At 68.1% G+C, this 16236-nt stretch carries 15 protein-coding genes; 8 read left to right on the forward strand and 7 right to left on the reverse strand.

All coding sequences use genetic code 11. The features are described 5' to 3' along the window. Nucleotides 1-263: 263 nt before the first annotated feature. The 5 genes from DMC61_RS09835 to DMC61_RS09855 all read left to right on the forward strand — a co-directional run bounded on the left by DMC61_RS09835 (nucleotide 264) and on the right by DMC61_RS09855 (nucleotide 5113). Nucleotides 264-1418, forward strand: a complete 1155-nt coding sequence (locus tag DMC61_RS09835) for a branched-chain amino acid ABC transporter substrate-binding protein (protein ID WP_016335493.1) — start codon at nucleotides 264-266, stop codon at nucleotides 1416-1418. 114 nt (nucleotides 1419-1532) lie between these two features. Next, entirely contained in the window at nucleotides 1533-2504 is a 972-nt protein-coding gene (locus tag DMC61_RS09840; RefSeq protein ID WP_016335494.1) for a branched-chain amino acid ABC transporter permease, read from the forward strand. Continuing rightward, a complete protein-coding gene (locus DMC61_RS09845) occupies nucleotides 2501-3640 on the forward strand; it encodes a branched-chain amino acid ABC transporter permease (RefSeq protein WP_016335495.1) in 1140 nt (379 codons plus the stop codon). The genes DMC61_RS09840 and DMC61_RS09845 overlap by 4 nt, the downstream gene beginning before the upstream one ends. Beyond that, the gene (locus DMC61_RS09850) at nucleotides 3637-4410 is read left to right on the forward strand and encodes an ABC transporter ATP-binding protein (RefSeq protein WP_125688626.1); all 774 of its coding nucleotides are present in this window, start codon (nucleotides 3637-3639) and stop codon (nucleotides 4408-4410) included. Before DMC61_RS09845 ends, DMC61_RS09850 begins: the two co-directional genes overlap by 4 nt. Continuing rightward, on the forward strand, nucleotides 4400-5113 hold the full coding sequence (locus DMC61_RS09855) for an ABC transporter ATP-binding protein (RefSeq protein ID WP_016335497.1): 714 nt from the start codon (nucleotides 4400-4402) through the stop codon (nucleotides 5111-5113). The genes DMC61_RS09850 and DMC61_RS09855 overlap by 11 nt, the downstream gene beginning before the upstream one ends. A 45-nt stretch (nucleotides 5114-5158) precedes the next feature. Here the strand turns inward: DMC61_RS09855 and DMC61_RS09860 are convergent, their stop codons facing one another. Together DMC61_RS09860 and DMC61_RS09865 are read right to left on the reverse strand one after the other, a co-directional pair. After that, nucleotides 5159-5692, reverse strand: coding sequence for a hypothetical protein (locus DMC61_RS09860; protein WP_125688628.1), 534 nt, complete (start codon nucleotides 5690-5692; stop codon nucleotides 5159-5161). Continuing rightward, entirely contained in the window at nucleotides 5689-6270 is a 582-nt protein-coding gene (locus tag DMC61_RS09865) for an ATP-binding protein (protein WP_233594744.1), read from the reverse strand. The genes DMC61_RS09860 and DMC61_RS09865 overlap by 4 nt, the downstream gene beginning before the upstream one ends. A gap of 38 nt (nucleotides 6271-6308) precedes the next feature. Between DMC61_RS09865 and DMC61_RS09870 the strand changes: the two genes are divergently transcribed. Both DMC61_RS09870 and DMC61_RS09875 read left to right on the forward strand, forming a co-directional pair. Further along, complete coding sequence (locus tag DMC61_RS09870) at nucleotides 6309-7130, forward strand: LysR family transcriptional regulator (RefSeq protein WP_125688632.1); 822 nt, start codon at nucleotides 6309-6311, stop codon at nucleotides 7128-7130. Nucleotides 7131-7271: 141 nt separating this feature from the next. After that, nucleotides 7272-7568: a DUF6506 family protein gene (locus DMC61_RS09875; protein ID WP_125688634.1), complete on the forward strand. Its 297-nt coding sequence runs from the start codon at nucleotides 7272-7274 to the stop codon at nucleotides 7566-7568. On the opposite strand, the gene DMC61_RS09880 is transcribed toward DMC61_RS09875, so the two are convergent. Continuing rightward, the gene (locus DMC61_RS09880) at nucleotides 7565-8044 is read right to left on the reverse strand and encodes a MarR family winged helix-turn-helix transcriptional regulator (protein ID WP_016335502.1); all 480 of its coding nucleotides are present in this window, start codon (nucleotides 8042-8044) and stop codon (nucleotides 7565-7567) included. The genes DMC61_RS09875 and DMC61_RS09880 overlap by 4 nt on opposite strands. Before the next feature lie 83 nt (nucleotides 8045-8127). On the opposite strand from DMC61_RS09880, the gene DMC61_RS09885 reads away from it, so the two are divergent. After that, complete coding sequence (locus DMC61_RS09885; protein WP_125688636.1) at nucleotides 8128-8769, forward strand: FMN-dependent NADH-azoreductase; 642 nt, start codon at nucleotides 8128-8130, stop codon at nucleotides 8767-8769. Nucleotides 8770-9048: 279 nt separating this feature from the next. On the opposite strand, the gene DMC61_RS09890 is transcribed toward DMC61_RS09885, so the two are convergent. From DMC61_RS09890 to DMC61_RS09905, 4 genes are all read right to left on the reverse strand, one after another. Beyond that, nucleotides 9049-12183, reverse strand: coding sequence for a TIM-barrel domain-containing protein (locus DMC61_RS09890; RefSeq protein ID WP_233594745.1), 3135 nt, complete (start codon nucleotides 12181-12183; stop codon nucleotides 9049-9051). Nucleotides 12184-12398: 215 nt separating this feature from the next. Beyond that, a complete protein-coding gene (locus DMC61_RS09895; protein WP_016335505.1) occupies nucleotides 12399-13184 on the reverse strand; it encodes a DeoR/GlpR family DNA-binding transcription regulator in 786 nt (261 codons plus the stop codon). 126 nt (nucleotides 13185-13310) lie between these two features. Continuing rightward, on the reverse strand, nucleotides 13311-15167 hold the full coding sequence (locus DMC61_RS09900; protein ID WP_125688638.1) for a DUF5107 domain-containing protein: 1857 nt from the start codon (nucleotides 15165-15167) through the stop codon (nucleotides 13311-13313). Then, entirely contained in the window at nucleotides 15164-16231 is a 1068-nt protein-coding gene (locus DMC61_RS09905) for an ABC transporter ATP-binding protein (RefSeq protein WP_125688639.1), read from the reverse strand. The genes DMC61_RS09900 and DMC61_RS09905 overlap by 4 nt, the downstream gene beginning before the upstream one ends. Nucleotides 16232-16236 lie beyond the last annotated feature (5 nt).

The following is a 16236-nucleotide window of genomic DNA, read 5'->3' on the forward strand; positions in this document are numbered from 1 at the left end:
CCGAAACATGATCATTACCCACGAGCATGATCGACGTGGTAGCGGTGAATCCCCAGCGTGACCAGCGAAGACCTGTCAACCGGCAACATTCGCCTTTTCGTGCAATTCGTTCTGGTTTCGACCGTCACGATGTGGACACAGAGTGATGGGCGTCTGTCCAGATCATGGCGGAGGGGGATATCTTCCTGCCCTAACCTAGCCCCTGTGTCGGGGGCAACGCCTACCGGCGGCTGGTTGGTCATGGGAGGTAGTCGGTGTCAGGAGTGCGTTTTGGACGGGTTTTCGCCGTCGCGGCGGCTGCGTCGCTGGCGCTGGCGGGCTGTGCAGGCGGCAGCAGCTCGTCCGGCAGCGGTGACAGCAGCACGCTGAAGATCGGGTTCATGGGTGACCTCACCGGTGAGAACTCCGGGATCGTGATCCCGCCCCGCAACGGCGCCAAGCTCGCTATCGACGAGTACAACAAGACGAACCCGGCGATCAAGCTGGAGCTCAAGGAATACGACAGCCAGGGCAAGCCCGAGCAGGCGACGTCGCTGATCGCGACCGCCGTCGGCCAGGACAAGATCACCGCGCTGATCGGCCCGGCCTTCTCCGGTGAGTCGAAGGCCATCGGTGGTCAGCTGGAGCAGAACAAGATCCCGAGCGTGTCGCCGTCGGCGACCAACGCGGGTCTGTCCTCCAACGGATGGAAGTACTGGCACCGCGTCGTCGCGAGCGACGCCAGCCAGGGACCGGCGATCGCCAACTTCCTCGTCACGGCGAAGTCGCCCAAGAAGGCCTACATCATCTCGGACGACCAGGAATACAGCGTCGGCCTGGCCGACAACTTCGAGAAGACCCTGAAGGAGAAGAACGTCCCGACCGAGCGCGACAAGTTCGCCAAGGACGCGTCGGACTACTCCTCGACCGTGCAGAAGGTCAAGGCCGCGAACCCGGACATCATCCTCTTCGGTGGCTACTACGCCCAGGGTGGCCGTCTGCTCAAGCAGCTGCGTGACGGCCAGGTGACCGCCACCTTCGCGACCGGTGACGGTTCGCTCGACGCCCAGCTGATCAGCGGTGCCGGTGCCGCGGCCGCCGAGAAGGCCGTCGTCGGCTGCCCGTGCAACATCCCGGACGCCGGCTCCACCGACGAGTTCAGCACCAAGTACAAGGCCGCGTTCAACGTGGACCCGGCGATCTACTCGAGCGAGGGTTACGACGCCGCGACCGCCATCATCAACGCGGTCAAGTCCGGCGCCAACACCTCGGAGAAGATCAACGAGGCCCTCAAGACGATCGACTTCAAGGGTGCCTCGAAGCAGATCAAGTTCAAGGAGAACGGCGAACCGTCGACGGAAGCGATCAACATCTACCAGGTCACCGGTGGTGTCCTGAAGAACCTCGGCGTCTCGACCGAAGCCAAGCTCAACGGCTGACGGAGCAGATAGGAACACCTAACGGAAGCGGGGGCGCTGTGCGATCACAGCACCCCCGCTTCCCGCAAATGTGGCGAAAGAAATCCTCGCCCCGTCCCGTAAGGCATCCACGTCATGCTTCAAGACCTGCAAGCCCAGTTCCTCGGTAGCACCATCGGCGGACTGGTCGCCGGAAGCATCTACGCCCTCATCGCCCTCGGCTACACAATGGTCTACGGCGTGCTCCGGCTCATCAACTTCGCGCATTCCGAGATCTTCATGATCGGGACGGTCACGTCCCTGTTCGTCCTGATCACCATCGCGGGTGGCACCGCCCCGATCACGCTCGGCGTGTTCGGGATGATCGCCGTACTGCTGTTGATCATCATCGCTTCGGCCGCCGTATCCGGTGGTGCGGCGGTCCTTCTGGAGCAAGTGGCCTACCGGCCGCTCCGCAAGAAGGGCGCGACCCGGCTCGCCGCCCTGATCTCCGCCATCGGCGCCTCGCTGTTCCTCCAGGAACTGTTCGGCCTCGAGATCATCGAATGGATCACCGACAAGTCCGGCCGCGTGCAACAGAACGCGCCGCGCTTCATCCCGCACGAGGAGCTGTTCCGCATCGGCAACGGCGTGGTCCGCACGGACCACGTGTTCGTCGTCGTCGGTGCCGTGATCATGATGGTCGTCCTCGACCAGCTGGTCAGCCGCACCCGCATCGGCCGAGGTATCCGCGCCACCGCGCAGGATCCCGAAGCCGCCGTGCTGATGGGCGTCAGCATCGACAAGATCGTGCGCCTCACCTTCCTGCTCGGCGGCGCGATGGCCGGTGTCGCCGCCGCGCTGTACGTGATGGAGTACGAGAACACCGACTACCGCATCGGGTTCCTCCTCGGCATCAAGGCGTTCACCGCGGCCGTGCTGGGAGGTATCGGCAACCTGCGCGGCGCCCTGCTGGGTGGCATCGTGCTCGGTTTGGTGGAGAACTGGAGTTCCATCTTCTTCGGTTCGGCTTGGAAGGACGTCACCGCCTTCGTGGTTCTGGTGCTCGTCCTGATGTTCCGTCCCACCGGCATCCTCGGTGAATCGCTGCAGCGGGCACGCGCATGAAGGGCAACGAAGAAGTGGCTGAAAAGTCCCCAGAGAACGGAAAGCCGACGCGCGCCGGCTTCCACCCCGTGGACGGTATGCGGGATTGGTGGGCACGCGCTCCGCATTGGCAACGCTATGGCGTGTACATCGCCCTGATCATCGGCGCGCTGATCCTGCCCGCGCCCGCGATCGGGTCGTTCATGTCGCCGGAATCGGACTGGACCACGGTCCTGATCTTCCCGGTCGGCGTGTACATCCTGCTGGCGATCGGCCTGAACATCGTGGTCGGCCACGCGGGCATGCTGGACCTCGGGTTCGTCGCGTTCTTCGCGATCGGCGCGTACACGCTCGCCGTGATGGGCACCCTGCACGGCTGGGGATTCTGGGGCACGCTCGTGCTCGGTATCTTCCTGGCGGCGATGTCAGGGGTGATCCTCGGTGCTCCGACGCTGCGGTTGCGCGGTGACTATCTGGCCATCGTGACCCTCGGCTTCGGTGAGATCGTCCGGATCACCGCGACGAACACCGACGCCATCGGCGGCGCCCGCGGTATCACCAACATCCCGCACCCGGAGCCCATGTTCGGGACCGAGTTCCTGCTCGACCCGGCGCCGTACTACTACCTGATCCTCGCGGCGATCGTGATCGCGATCATCTTCTCGGTGCGGCTGCACAAGAGCCGGGTCGGACGGGCGTGGGCGGCCATCCGCGAAGACGAGGACGCCGCCGAGCTGATGGGTGTCCCGACGTTCAAGTTCAAGCTGCTGGCGTTCGCCATCGGCGCCATGCTCGGCGGTATGGCCGGTGTGGTCTACGCCAGCAAGGCCGTCTTCATCGAGCCGAACAACTTCCCGTTCATCCTGTCCGCGACCATCCTCGCGGCCGTGGTGCTCGGCGGCGCGGGCAACCTGCCCGGCGTCATGCTCGGTGCCTTCCTGGTCGCCTGGCTTCCGGAGCGGTTCCGGTTCCTGTCCGAGTACCGCATCCTGATCTTCGGTGGCGTGCTGGTGCTGATGATGGCGCTGCGGCCGGAGGGTCTGCTGCCGTCGCGGCAGCGCAAGGCGGAACTACACGAGGGAACGGGCGGGATGGGTGCCATGGGCGCCGAAGTCGCGGGTCCGGATTCCGAGGCTTCGGCGGAGGTGACGAAATGAGCGCGCTGCTCGAATTCGACAACGTGACGATGCGCTTCGGCGGTGTCACGGCGTTGAAGGAAGTCGACCTCGCCATCAACCAGGGTGAGATCTTCGCCCTGATCGGCCCGAACGGCGCGGGGAAGACCACGGTCTTCAACGTGATCACCGGCGTCTACCGGCCGACCGAAGGCCAGGTGCGCTTCGGCGACACCCGGATCGACGGGATGAAGCGGTTCAAGGTCAACCAGGCCGGGATCGCCCGCACGTTCCAGAACATCCGGCTGTTCCACAACATGTCGGCGCTCGAGAACGTCATGGTCGGTGCGGACTCGCACCACAAGACCGGCGCGATCTCGGCGACGCTGGGCCTGCCCGTCCACCGCAAGGAGGAGAAGCGGGGCCGCGAACTGGCAAGGGACCTGCTGGACTTCGTCGGCATCGGCCGGGTCGAGCACAACACCGCGAAGAACCTCTCCTACGGCGACCAGCGCCGTCTGGAGATCGCGCGTGCGCTCGCGACCGACCCGAAGCTGCTGCTGCTCGACGAGCCCGCCGCCGGGATGAACCCGGCGGAGAAGAACTCGCTGCAGCAACTGATCCGCAAGATCCGTGACGACGGCCGGACCGTGCTCCTCATCGAGCACGACATGGGCCTGGTCATGCAGATCGCCGACCGGCTGGCCGTGCTCGACTTCGGCCAGAAGATCGCAGAAGGGCTCCCCCACGAGGTGCAGAACAACCAGAAGGTGATCGAGGCTTACCTGGGGGTGGCGGAAGATGCTTCTTGAGGTTCAGGACATCAACGTCCACTACGGGAAGATCGCCGCGCTCAAGGGAATGAGCATCGAGGTCGGCGAGGGCGAGATCGTTTCGCTCATCGGGGCCAACGGCGCCGGCAAGACCACGACGCTGAAGACGATCTCGGGCCTGCGTCCGCTGACCAGCGGCCGGATCCTCTTCGACGGCAAGGACATCTCGAAGACGCCCGGCCACAAGCGGGTCGAGCTCGGGATCGGCCAGTCACCGGAAGGCCGGGGTGTGTTCCCCGGTATGACGGTGCAGGAGAACCTCCTGATGGGTGCCTACACCCGCAAGGACGACCTGAAGGCCGACCTCGACGAGGTCTACGAGCTGTTCCCGCGGCTGAACGAGCGCAAGACCCAGTTCGGCGGCACGATGTCCGGTGGCGAGCAGCAGATGATCGCCATCGGCCGCGCGCTGATGACCAAGCCCAAGGTGCTGCTGCTCGACGAGCCGTCTATGGGCCTGGCGCCGATGCTGATCGCGCAGATCTTCGACATCATCCGCGAGATCAACAAGCGCGGGACCACGGTCCTGCTGGTGGAGCAGAACGCGCAGCAGGCGCTGAAGCTCTCCGACCGCGCGTACGTGCTGGAGACCGGTGAAGTGGTCAAGAGCGCCCGCGGTGCCGAGCTGCTGGACGACCCGCAGGTGCGGGCCGCCTACCTCGGTGGCGATCTGGGCGTCTGACGCCTTTCGGGAAGGGCCCCGTCGCGTTTCGCGGCGGGGCCCTTCTCATGCCAGCTTGATGTCGGTTCCGGTGAGGTTCTTCATGTCGGTCAGCGTCGGACCGCCGAAAGCCCGCAGCACCACGGGTTTCGCTTCCTTGGGCAGGTCGAAGTAGAGGTCGAACTCGACCCGCACACCGCGCCCCAGCTCGAACTTGTCCGGCTGCCGTTTGATCGTCATCGCCTGGTTGTCGACCGCGATCACCGCGCCGGAATCGGTGACCAGCTGCTGGCGCCGGGTGTCGAAGAGGATGCCGGACACGCCCTTGCCCGTGACCACCAGCCGGAGCCGGACGAACCCTCCCTTCGCCTCGAACTCGGTGTGGCTGCCGGTGAGGCTGGGCAGCCCGGCGGCCAGCCCGATGAGGGAGAACTCGGTCTCCCCGTTGAGCGCGGGCGGCAGGTGCAGCGCGGTCTCGTCCGGGCGGACTTCTCGCGCGGGGAGGTCGTAGACGGGTTTGGCGGGCGGCGGTTCCTCACCGGCGGAGCAGCCGGTGAGCAGGACCAGGACCGAAGCCGCCGCTGTCAGGCACTTTCTCATCGGACGACCTCCACGCTCAGCCACGGCCAGCCGTCGACCTCCGGCAGTCGTAGCGGGCCGATCTCCTCCCCTGGCAGGAAACGCACCGTCGTGCCGGTCGTCCCGTCGTCGGCGATCGGCGACAGGGCGGTGACCGGGACACCGCGTTCGTAGCGCTGGGTCCAGGAACCGTTGCGACGCCGGTTGGTGTGCACGAGCCAGTCGCTCAGCGCGGCCACCACCGACACACCGCGGCGCGGATGACCGTCCGGCAGCTTCTGTGCCTCGGGGGAATCGAAGAAACGCAGATCCTTGGTCGACATGACCGGCTTCTTCACGAACCCGCCGTGACCGTCGGCGCGGGTGTCGGTGCCGCGCCCGTCGTCCGCCACGGAGACCGAACCGTCGGAATGGACCGTGACGACGGCACGCCCGCCGCCGGTGCTTTCGGCCTCCTCGGCCGCATAGGCGAGCACTTCGAGGACGAGGTGCGCGACTCCGCCGGGGGCGAACTCCCCGGGGCTCCGGCGGATACGCGCCAGGTGGTCGAGGTCCACGGAACCGGCCCAGTCGTGCGTGGTGTTGCGCCATTCACTCACCCCGTCGATTCTGCCCGGTCCGGGGCTACTGTGCGGCTGTGGAGTTACGACGTCTTCGCTACCTGTGTGCCGTGGCGGAGGAAGGCCATCTCACCCGCGCCGCGGAGCGCCTCGGCATCCGGGCGTCGTCGCTCAGCCAGCAGATCATCGCGCTGGAGCGGGAACTGGACGCGACGCTGTTCGTCCGCACCCAGGCGGGGATGACGCCCACCGCCGCCGCGCTGGCGCTGCTCCCCCACGCCCGCCGGATGCTGGAGGAGGCCGATCTCGGCGCGCGGGCCGTCCGCGACACCGTGGGCAGGCCGCTCCGCGTCGGCGTGACACCGGGCGCGCCGTCGAGCGTGCTTCCCGCCCTTCACGCGGAAGGGGTGGAGATCGACGACCTCTCCGCGGCACGGCAGCTCGAACTCCTCCGCCGCGGCGCGCTCGACGCCGGTCTGCTCGCCCTGCCGGAGGACGTGGACGGCCTGCGGGTGGCCGTCGTGAGCGAGCGGCCGCTGGGTGTGCTCGTCGCGGACACGCACCCGCTGGCCCGGCTGGACACCGTCGGCTGGGAGGACCTCGCCGGGCTGGACCTCCTTCTGTACGAACGGAAGCTGGCCCCCGGATATCACGACGCGCTGCTCGCGGACTGCGCGGCGGCGGGCTGGCGGCCGGCTCACGTGCGGTCCGGGCCACCTCGGCGGTCGCTGTTCGTCGGCGAATTGCGGTACGGCGGAGACGTCGTCGCCTTGCGCCCCGAGGAAGAACCGGCCGAAGGACTGCGACGGTTGCCATTGCGGGAGGCGCCTGTCGTCCGGCACGCGCTCGTGTGGGATCCGGCGCACGAGTCCTCCGATCGGATCGCGGCGCTGGTATGACGGCGCCCACAACGGATTTCCACGCCGTCCGTTCGACCTCTCCTGTTCGGTGACGCCTGACGGCCGTTCGGATCCGCCTCGTGGACGGCGCCCTTCGGTTCGCGATTACCTCACGGTGTCCGAGAACGAAGGAGAATCGTCATGCGACAGTGGGGTTTCGTGTATTTGGCCGACGGCTGCGACCCGGAGCGGGATGTGTCCCGCGTGGACAGTGGGACCTGCCTGACGGTGATGATCGGGGTCGGCCGCGTGGAGCAGGTCGTCGCCGCGGCCCGGCGACTGGTCGGTGAAGGGGCGCAGCTGATCGAGCTGTGCGGCGCGTTCGGTCCCGTTTGGACGGCACGGGTGATCGAGGCGGTCGGCAGTGAGGTTCCGGTCGGGAGTGTCATGTACGGCGCCGAAGCCACCGAACAGCTTCACGACCTGTTCGGCGGCTAGCAGTCGTCGATATGCGCGGATTCGACGCAGGCGGCGGGCTCGGCATGGCCCGCCGCCTGGTACAGCAGGGTGTACAGCGTTTCGCGCTGATCCTTATCGAGCGCGCCGAGCACCTCGTCTTCGACCGCGGCGAGGGCGAACTCGGCCTTGACGAGTTGCTTCAGGCCGACGTCGGTCAGTTCGACGATGTGGCGGCGCCGGTCCGCGGGTGATCGCCTGCGTTCGATGAGGTTCGCGGATTCGAGGTCGTTGAGCAGCCCGACGACGTTCGTGCTGTCCATCTCCAGCGTCTTCGCGAGGTCCTGCTGCGAACAGCCGCCGAGGTCGCGCAGCACGGTCAGCGCGACGAGATGCCGGGGGCGCAGGCCGAGCGGGGCCAGGACGGACTCGCTGCGCAGCCGGATGCGGCGGGTGACGTGGTCGAGCAGCGCGCCGCAGCGGTGCGGGGGCTGGTTAACGACCGGGAGTTCGGACACTCGTCAAGTGTACGTTCCCACATGATGACCGCCACAGCATCAATGGTTTGCGTTACACAAACTATCTATGCAAGATAGTACGCATGACGAACCTGCTGCACATCGACTCCAGCATCACGGGCGAGCACTCCACCAGCCGCCGCCTCACCGCGCGGGCGGCCGCGGCCTGGCGTGCGGCGCATCCGGAAGGCACCGTCACCTATCGCGACCTGGGCGCCGACCCGCTGCCTCATCTGGACGCGGTCACCAACGTCGCCAGGACGCTCCCGCCGGAACAGCACACCCCGGAGCAGGCAGCCGCCTGGCGGCTGATCAAGGAGCTCGTCGACGAGGTGAAGGCGGCCGACACGATCGTGCTGGGCCTGCCGCTGTACAACTTCGGCCCGCCGAGCACGGTCAAGGCCTGGGTCGACCATCTGATCGCGCCCGGCCTGTCGATCGACATGGAGACCAGGGAAGGCCTCCTGGGCGGCCGCGATTTCATCGTCCTCGCCGCACGCGGCGGCGGATACGGCGCGGGCACGCCACGCGAGGGCTGGGATCACGCGCAGTCCTGGATCCCCCACGGCCTCTCGCTGACCGGCCTCGAGCCGCGGTTCGTGACCGCCGAGCTGACCATGGCGAAGACCAACCCGGCGATGGCGGACCTCATCCCGCTGGCCGACGAGAGCCAGGCCGAGGCGGAACGCGCCATCGACGCCTTGTGGACTCCCGTGGCCGCCTGACTCGTGAGTGGCAAGGACGGTTCTAACCGACTCGTAATTTACCTACCCACAGGTGTGATTGGCGGTCGACGGGGGTTCGGGGACATCGAGTGTCCCGAACCTTCCGTTGATCAAGGGCCAAGACCAGGCGTCCCTGGCGACGATGGAGGATTTGGGACGTTCAACGTCCCAAATCCTCCATCGTCGCGCCCGGCAGCCGCGGAACCACCACTCTCGCCCACTCAGGCGTAGGGAGGCAAAGACCGGTCCGCTCTAACCGTCCTTGCCACTCACGAGGGCTCAGCCGATGCCCGCCGCGAACACGTGCATCGCGCTGTTCGACGGCAACGTCACCGCGACGACCTCCTTGCCTGCGGCCAGCGGGACGGAGTTCGCGAACACCCGGTACGGCGTGGTCGGATACGCGGCCCCGGCGCGGGTGTGCTTACCCATCACCGTCGCCACCGTGGTCGCGCCGTACTGGGCGGGATCGGCACAGCACCAGTTGGGGAAGCCGAGTTCGGCCTGACTCGTGCTGCCGTCGGCATAGCGGACGACGACCGTGCCCTTCGCCGTACCTGTACCGGTTCCGGCCAGCACGAGCTTCGCCCCGGTACCTCGCACCGCGATGGTCTGGCCGGACGCGAGGACGTTGTCCTTCTGCCCGGAACCGGTCTGCGGCCACGTCAGCTGCGCACCGAGCGCGGAGAAGCCCGCACCCGGCTTGAGACCCGCCTCGGCGAGGCCTTCCGCCCGGAAACTGCTGCCGCCACCGTCGATGTCCCCCACCGCGACGTGGGCCGCGTCGGTGACGCCGACGTTGCCGTAGGCCGCGGCCAGCGAACCGTGCGGGACGGTGACCGTCACCGAGTCGGTGACCCGGTTCTCCCCCAGCCGCGCTTTGTACGACGCCGACGCGGTGAGCTGGTAGTCATCCGGTTTGATGCCCGCGTCCGGCGTCACCTTCACCGGGACACGCACGGTCGCGCCGGGCATCACCAGCCGCGGGCCGGCGGGCACCTCGGCACGGAAGCCGTTGGCCGGCAACGAGAACGAGACGTCCCGGACCGGCAGCGGCGTGCCGTTGGTGAAGCTCAGCGTGCCCGTCGCGGTCTGTCCGGGACCGGCGACCGCCGGGACGGACAGGGTGACCGAGCCGTTGCGGTCCTCGGGGAAGATCCCGCCGACGGCGCTCGTGCCGAACAGCCGGACGTCCTGACGGTCACCGGCGCCGATCTTGCCGGTCTTGACCCGTGCGACCCCACCGGTGGCCGGATCGAACCACCAGCCCGACGGCGCCGCGTCCAGTTCGGCCTTGCTGCCGTACTGCCGCAGGATCGAAGTCCCGGCCAGTACGGTCGCGGGCTTGCTTCCCGTGTGGACGGTCAGCTGGTAGTTCCGCGACGCGGGCTTTCCGGCGTAGGAACCGGAGCTGGCCCCGATCCCGACGGTCACCGTGCCCAGCCCGGACGTCGGCGCGTCCACGGTGAACGTCTGCTTCGCCTGGTCACCGTTCTTGTACGCCCTGGTCACGCCGTCGTCCTCGGTGAGCGTGAACGAACCCTTGCCCTGCGGGTAGACGTCGAGGTCGAGCACGCCCTTGTCCCGCGTCTGCCACGACTTCGTGCCCTCGGCCCACATCGGCACCACGGCACCGGCGCGGACGAACAACGGCAGCGTGTCGAGCGGCGCGTCGTAACCGTCCACAGTGGTCGGACCGGTGTAGGTCTTGCCGCTCCAGTAGTCGACCCAGGTACCCTTCGGCAGGTAGATGCCGTTGCGGACGGTCGAGTTCTCGTACACCGGCGCGACGAGGAAGTCCTTGCCGGACAGGAACTCGTACTTCGCCTTCTCGCCCCACACGTTGGGGTCGTCGGGATATTCGAGCGCCAGCGGGCGGACCTGGCCGACGCCGGATTTGTGCGCCTCCACCGAGTGACTGTAGGTGTAGGGCAGCAGCCGCTCCTTGAGCAGCAGGTACTTGCGGTTGATCGAGGTGTACGGCTCGCCGTACCGCCACGGCTGCTTGTCCGACGCGGCCCAGCCGTCCATCGTCATCGAGACCGGCAGGAAGGCCTTCCACTGCAGATCGCGGACGTAGGTCTGCGGGCTGCCGCCGAAGATGCCGTCGATGTCGCCGGTGTTGTACGCGATCCCCGACGTCGTGGCGCCGGCGTAGGTCGGGATCTGCCACTTGATGTAGTCGTAGGAACCGGCCTGGTCGCCGCTCCACAGCACGCCGCAGCGCTGTGCGCCCGCCCAGCTGACCGGTGTCCACACGAAACCGCGCGCGTCGCTGTTGTCCTCGATGCCCTTGTGCGCGGTGTCGCAGGCGTCCAGCGCGAACTGGTAGCCCGGGCCGACCCACGCGACGTCGAGTTTGCGGACGCGGACCCCGGCCTTGACCTCTTCGACCTGGTTCGGCACGCCGTTCTCGGTCCACAGGCCGAGCTGCATGTTGTTCTTGCGCAGGCCTTCGCCCGTCTGCTGGAGGTTTTCGTAGCCACAGCCGTAGCCGTCGTTGACGAGCATCCAGCCGTTGGGCATCCCGTGCTCGGTGTAGCCCTCAGCGATCTTCACCGCGTCCAGTGTGTGGCGCTCACCGCGGTTGGCGTTGTGCAGGTAGCAGTCGGCGTCACCGTGTTCGAGGCCGTAGAGCGGTGGCAGGAAAGGTTTCCCGACCAGATCGGTGTAGCCGGTGATGACGTCCTTGAGCCCGTCGCCGACGACGTATGTCGCGTCGAAGCGGCGCTCGTCGTGCGTGGTGCGCACCGGTTCGGTGAAGGCGTAGGTGCCTTGCGCGAAGGTGTTGCGCAGCACGCCGTATCCCGCTGTGGAGGCGTAGAACGGTTGCGAGTTCGGGGCCCCGCCGTCGTTCCAGTTGTAGTCAGCGAAGATCCGGATCGTCTGGTCGCGATGGCTGAAGCGGCCGTTCTGCTCGCCGCCGCCGACGAACTGCTCGGTCGCCGTCCGCGCCAGGGTCTGCGTGGTCTGTTTGTCGGTCCAGGACAGCGGCGCCGACTCCTCCCAGAGCCGCTTGCGGTCCGCACCGTCGTACAACGCGAGCCGCAGCGGATGCTTGTACGCCCGCAACGTCGCCTTGGCCGTGGAAACCGCCCAGTAGTCCCCCTTGTCGGCCGTCTTGGGGGTCACCGGGGCGCCGGTCCGCGGCAGCACGATCTTGCTCCCGGCCGGATCGGTGAACGTGCCGTCCGGCGCCAGCCAGACCCTGACGGCGCCTTCGGCCGGGAAGCCGACGCGCACGGCGGCACTTCCCGATTTCAGCGTCACCGTGGGACCTTCGGCGGAGATGCCGGTCAGATCGCCCAGCTTGCCCGCCGCCGCCGCGGCCGGGTCGGCGTGGGCGGCGACCGGGGAAAGCCCGAGAAGGGCCACTGCGGCCAAACAACTCAGGGATTGCGCAACTCTGCTCATTCGAGACACCTTTCGCGCATGAATACGCAATAGGGTCTCTGTATAGCGCACGGTTCGCGCAAAGTCATCCGCCGAAGCGGTGCTGCCGACTTTCGTCGGGTCGGCCGAAGATCCTTATGGGGCAATGGGTGTGCGTGCCCTGGATGTCATGAAAGGGCCGTTCAGGACAAAAGATGTCCTGAACGGCCCTTTCATGACACTCGGGACCGGAGAGGTCAGACCGCCTGGACCTCGACGCCCGCGGCTTCGAACGCCCGCAGCACCTTCGGGTCGGCGTTCGAATCGGTGACCAGCGCGTGCACCTGCGGCGTCGCGCAGATCCGCGCGAACGCCCGGCGGCCCAGCTTCGAACCGTCGGCGACCGCGACGACGCGTTCCGCGCGCTCGACCATCAGCCGGTTGATACTCGCCTCACCCTCGTGGTGGGCGAAGGCACCGGCGTCGGCGTCGAACGCGTCGACCCCGAGGAACAGCAGGTCGATCGTCAGTTCGCTGAGCACACGCGTGGCCAGCGGCCCGCTGAGCTCGAACGACTGCGGACGCGCGACCCCGCCGGTGACCACGATCTTCACATGCGGCCGGACGGCGAGTTCGTGCGCGATGTTCAGCGCGTTGGTGACCACCGTCAGCCCCGGCGAGTCACCACGACCGGCCAGATCGGACCGGGTCGCGAGCGAGCGCGCGACCCCGGCCGTCGTCGTCCCGCCGTTGAGGCCGACCACCATGCCCTGCGCGACGAGCGCCGCCGCGGCGACGCTGATCCGCTGCTTCTCGGGCACGTGCCGCGCCGTCTTGTAGCGCAACGGCAGGTCGTAGGCGAGGTCGTTGGCCACCGCGCCACCTCGGGTGCGGGTGAGCAACTGCTGCTCCGCCAGATGATCGAGATCGCGCCGGATCGTGGCGGCGGAGACGTTCAGTTCCTCCGCCACGTCCTCGACGTCGATCTTCTCCCGCTGCCCCAGCAGGTCCAGCAGGGTGCTCAGCCGTTCGTGCCGGGCCATCGGCGCCACTCCTAGCTCGCTGCGGCCTATCGCGCATACCGGTGCGCTGTTGGCCACTGTTTCGAGCAGTATGCTGCATCGCGGTTGTCCGCCGCGAGCGGCACGCCGGTCGAGTGGCCCGGCCGGTCACTTCATCCGGAAGTCGTGCTGTTCCGGCAGCGGTTCGTCGGAAACCGCCGCCCAGGTGTCGGACAAAGACGTTTCCCCTTCCCTGATGTTCGCGACCTCGAAACCACCGTCGTACACGGCCTTGGCCCCGGCGGTGTCGCCGAGGGCGAGCCGGGTCCTGGCGGTCAGGAGGGCGATCCGCCCTTCCACGGGCAGCCCGTCCAGCAGCACGCTCGCTTCGTCCGGAAGCCCGGCGGCCAGTTGCGCCGCGATGGCCTCGACGACCAGTGGACGCAGCGACGGCGCGAGGGCGACCGCCCGCCGGTACAGCCACGCGGCCTCGTGCCCGGCCGTCGCGATCGCGAGATTCCGCAGGGCCCAAGGGTTCTCGGCCGCCGACACGGATTCGCGCCAGGCGCGGACCGCGTCCGAGTGCCGTCCGGCCGCCCAGTGCGCGACACCGCGGTGGTACCAGGTCAGCCAGTTCTTCGGGGCGTACTCCATGAGATCCGCCCAGTACCGGTTCACCAGGGTCGCCGGCGGGACGGCGAGCGGATCGCCGTCCGGCGGAGTCCCGTCGAGCAACGCGAGCCACGGTTCCTGGTCCGGCCCGAGTGATTCGTCCGGGAACGGCGTGCCCGGGAGACACATCGGCGCCCGCCGGTTCTCCAGGGCACCCCAGCCGGAACCGGTGGCCAGGAAGGATTCCGGGGTGACGTCGGCGATCTTCCGCCACGCGTCGTGGAGCTCGTCCATGGTCTCCGCCGACGGCAGACCGGCGGCGACGGCTTCGCGAGCCGCCGTCCAGTCGTCGCCGTGCACCGCGGCCGGATCGGCGGTGACCGGGCCGTATGCCTCCAGCCAGTCCCAGCTCTCCCCCGGCGGCAAGCGCAGGTGCTCCAACTGGGTGCGGGCCAGCCCGGCCTGGATCTCCAGATAGCCACCGGCGCCCGGGGCCAGCCATTCCTGCCAGCGACGTCCGCCCGCGGATTCGCCCCACAGGAACAGTTTCCGGCCGCGTAACCGCCCCGTGGACAACTGCGCGAGCCCCGTCCCGTCCTGCTCGACGGCCGCGACCCACGGTCGCCCGGTCACTTCGAAGAAGTAGTCCGCCGCGGCCTCCGCGCGGGCCGGATACGTCAGCTCGCCGGGTACGTCGACCAGGTCGAGCCGTCCCGAATAGCCGTAGTGCCAAGCCTGCGTCGCGGGCGCCAGCACGCGGGTGCCTTCGTTCTGCGGCACCGCGATGTTCGACCACCAGTACACCGGGACGTCGTAGGGATGCGGGTTCCGCACCCGCACGGCCACGAGCAGGTGCTCCGACCCTTCCGGCAGCCAGAAGTCGACCTGGTAAGGCAGGTCGCGGGTGCGTTCCCACTCCCACAGGCGCAGCACCGGCGTGCCGTCCGGTCCCTCGATCTCAGCGGCGAACATCGGCTCGCAGGTCAGCGTCGTATGCCCGGTGCTGCCGAGGTTCCACTCGACACCACCGGCGAACCACGCGTCCCTCAGCGCGAGGTTCGCGGGCTGGAACACCGGGTTGCGGTAGAGCAGCTCACGCCCGGACGGCTTGTGGACCAGCGAGTACAGCCGCCCGCCCAGCGACGGCAGCACGGTGGCCCGGAGTTTGTCGTTCTCCAGCACCACCGCCGGGAGTTCGCGTTCGGCACGTTCGCGCGTGTAGCCGTCCTGCAGGAGACACGGCAGCGTGGTGTCCAGGCGGCCGTAGCCGATGTTCTCCGCCAGGTCCGGCGGCAGCTCGTCCACATTGGACACCGTCGCCACCGCCTCCGGTTTCCGGAGCGGCGGCAACGGGTTCTCCGGGCCCAGCTCGGCGGCCGGGAGCACCAGCCCGGTGCGGTACAGGCTGGTCATGCGTCCGGGAGCCGGTCGCCGGTCGCGGCGTCGAACAGGTGCACCGCACCCGGTTGCGGGGTCAGGGAGATCGGCTCGCCGCGCTGCCACGGGGCCATCCCCGGGGTGCGGACCGTCAGCACACGGTCGCCGTCACGGCAGTAGAGGTACTGGTCGCTGCCCAGTTCCTCGACGACCTCGACGATGGCTTCGAAACCGCCGTCACCGATCGTCCAGCCTTCGGGCCGGACGCCGACGACGATGCCGGGCCCGGTCAGCGCCGAGCGTTGTGCCGGGGTCAGCGGCAGCCGGGTGCCGCCGGCGACGGCACCGTCGCTGTCCACAGTGGTCTCCAGCAGGTTCATCGCGGGCGAGCCGATGAACCCGGCGACGAACACGTTGACCGGCTTGGCGAACAGCCCGACCGGTGTGTCGCACTGCTGCAGGATCCCGTCCTTCAGCACGGCGACCCGGTCTCCCATGGTCATCGCCTCGACCTGGTCGTGCGTGACGTAGAGCGTGGTGATGCCCAGCCGCCGCTGCAGCGAGGCGATCTGGGTGCGCGTCTGCACCCGGAGCTTGGCGTCCAGATTGGACAGTGGCTCGTCCATCAGGAACACACTGGGCTCGCGCACGATCGCGCGCCCCATCGCGACGCGCTGCCGCTGGCCGCCGGACAGCTTCGCGGGTTTGCGGTCCAGGTACTCGGTCAGGTCGAGCACGGCCGCGGCCTCGCGCACCTTGCGGTCGCGTTCGGCCTTGGACATCTTGGCCAGCTTCAGGTGGAAGCCGATGTTCTCCCCCACCGTCATATGCGGGTAGAGCGCGTAGTTCTGGAACACCATGGCGATGTCCCGGTCCTTCGGCGGCAGTTCGGTGACGTCGCGGTCGCCGATGTGGATGGAGCCGTCGTCGACGCCTTCCAGCCCGGCGAGCATCCGCAGCGTGGTCGACTTCCCGCAGCCGGACGGGCCGACCAGCACCAGGAACTCGCCGTCGGCGACCTCGAGGTCGAGGCCGTCGACCGCGGGACGGTCCACCCCGGCGTAGAACCGGGTGGTGTCGGAGAAGGTCACGGTGGCCATCAGGT

The organism is Amycolatopsis sp. WAC 04169 (assembly GCF_003947535.1).
GTDB lineage: Bacteria > Actinomycetota > Actinomycetes > Mycobacteriales > Pseudonocardiaceae > Amycolatopsis > Amycolatopsis keratiniphila.

Excerpts from the sequence above, each read along its gene's own strand:
- DMC61_RS09840 (WP_016335494.1), top strand. The coding sequence starts at position 1,533 with ATGCTTCAAGACCTGCAAGCCCAGTTCCTCGGTAGCACCATCGGCGGA.
- DMC61_RS09845 (WP_016335495.1), top strand. The coding sequence starts at position 2,501 with ATGAAGGGCAACGAAGAAGTGGCTGAAAAGTCCCCAGAGAACGGAAAG.
- DMC61_RS09850 (WP_125688626.1), top strand. The coding sequence starts at position 3,637 with ATGAGCGCGCTGCTCGAATTCGACAACGTGACGATGCGCTTCGGCGGT.
- DMC61_RS09855 (WP_016335497.1), top strand. The coding sequence starts at position 4,400 with ATGCTTCTTGAGGTTCAGGACATCAACGTCCACTACGGGAAGATCGCC.
- DMC61_RS09860 (WP_125688628.1), bottom strand. The coding sequence starts at position 5,692 with ATGAGAAAGTGCCTGACAGCGGCGGCTTCGGTCCTGGTCCTGCTCACC.
- DMC61_RS09875 (WP_125688634.1), top strand. The coding sequence starts at position 7,272 with ATGCGACAGTGGGGTTTCGTGTATTTGGCCGACGGCTGCGACCCGGAG.
- DMC61_RS09885 (WP_125688636.1), top strand. The coding sequence starts at position 8,128 with ATGACGAACCTGCTGCACATCGACTCCAGCATCACGGGCGAGCACTCC.
- DMC61_RS09890 (WP_233594745.1), bottom strand. The coding sequence starts at position 12,183 with ATGAGCAGAGTTGCGCAATCCCTGAGTTGTTTGGCCGCAGTGGCCCTT.
- DMC61_RS09895 (WP_016335505.1), bottom strand. The coding sequence starts at position 13,184 with ATGGCCCGGCACGAACGGCTGAGCACCCTGCTGGACCTGCTGGGGCAG.
- DMC61_RS09900 (WP_125688638.1), bottom strand. The coding sequence starts at position 15,167 with ATGACCAGCCTGTACCGCACCGGGCTGGTGCTCCCGGCCGCCGAGCTG.
- DMC61_RS09905 (WP_125688639.1), bottom strand. The coding sequence starts at position 16,231 with ATGGCCACCGTGACCTTCTCCGACACCACCCGGTTCTACGCCGGGGTG.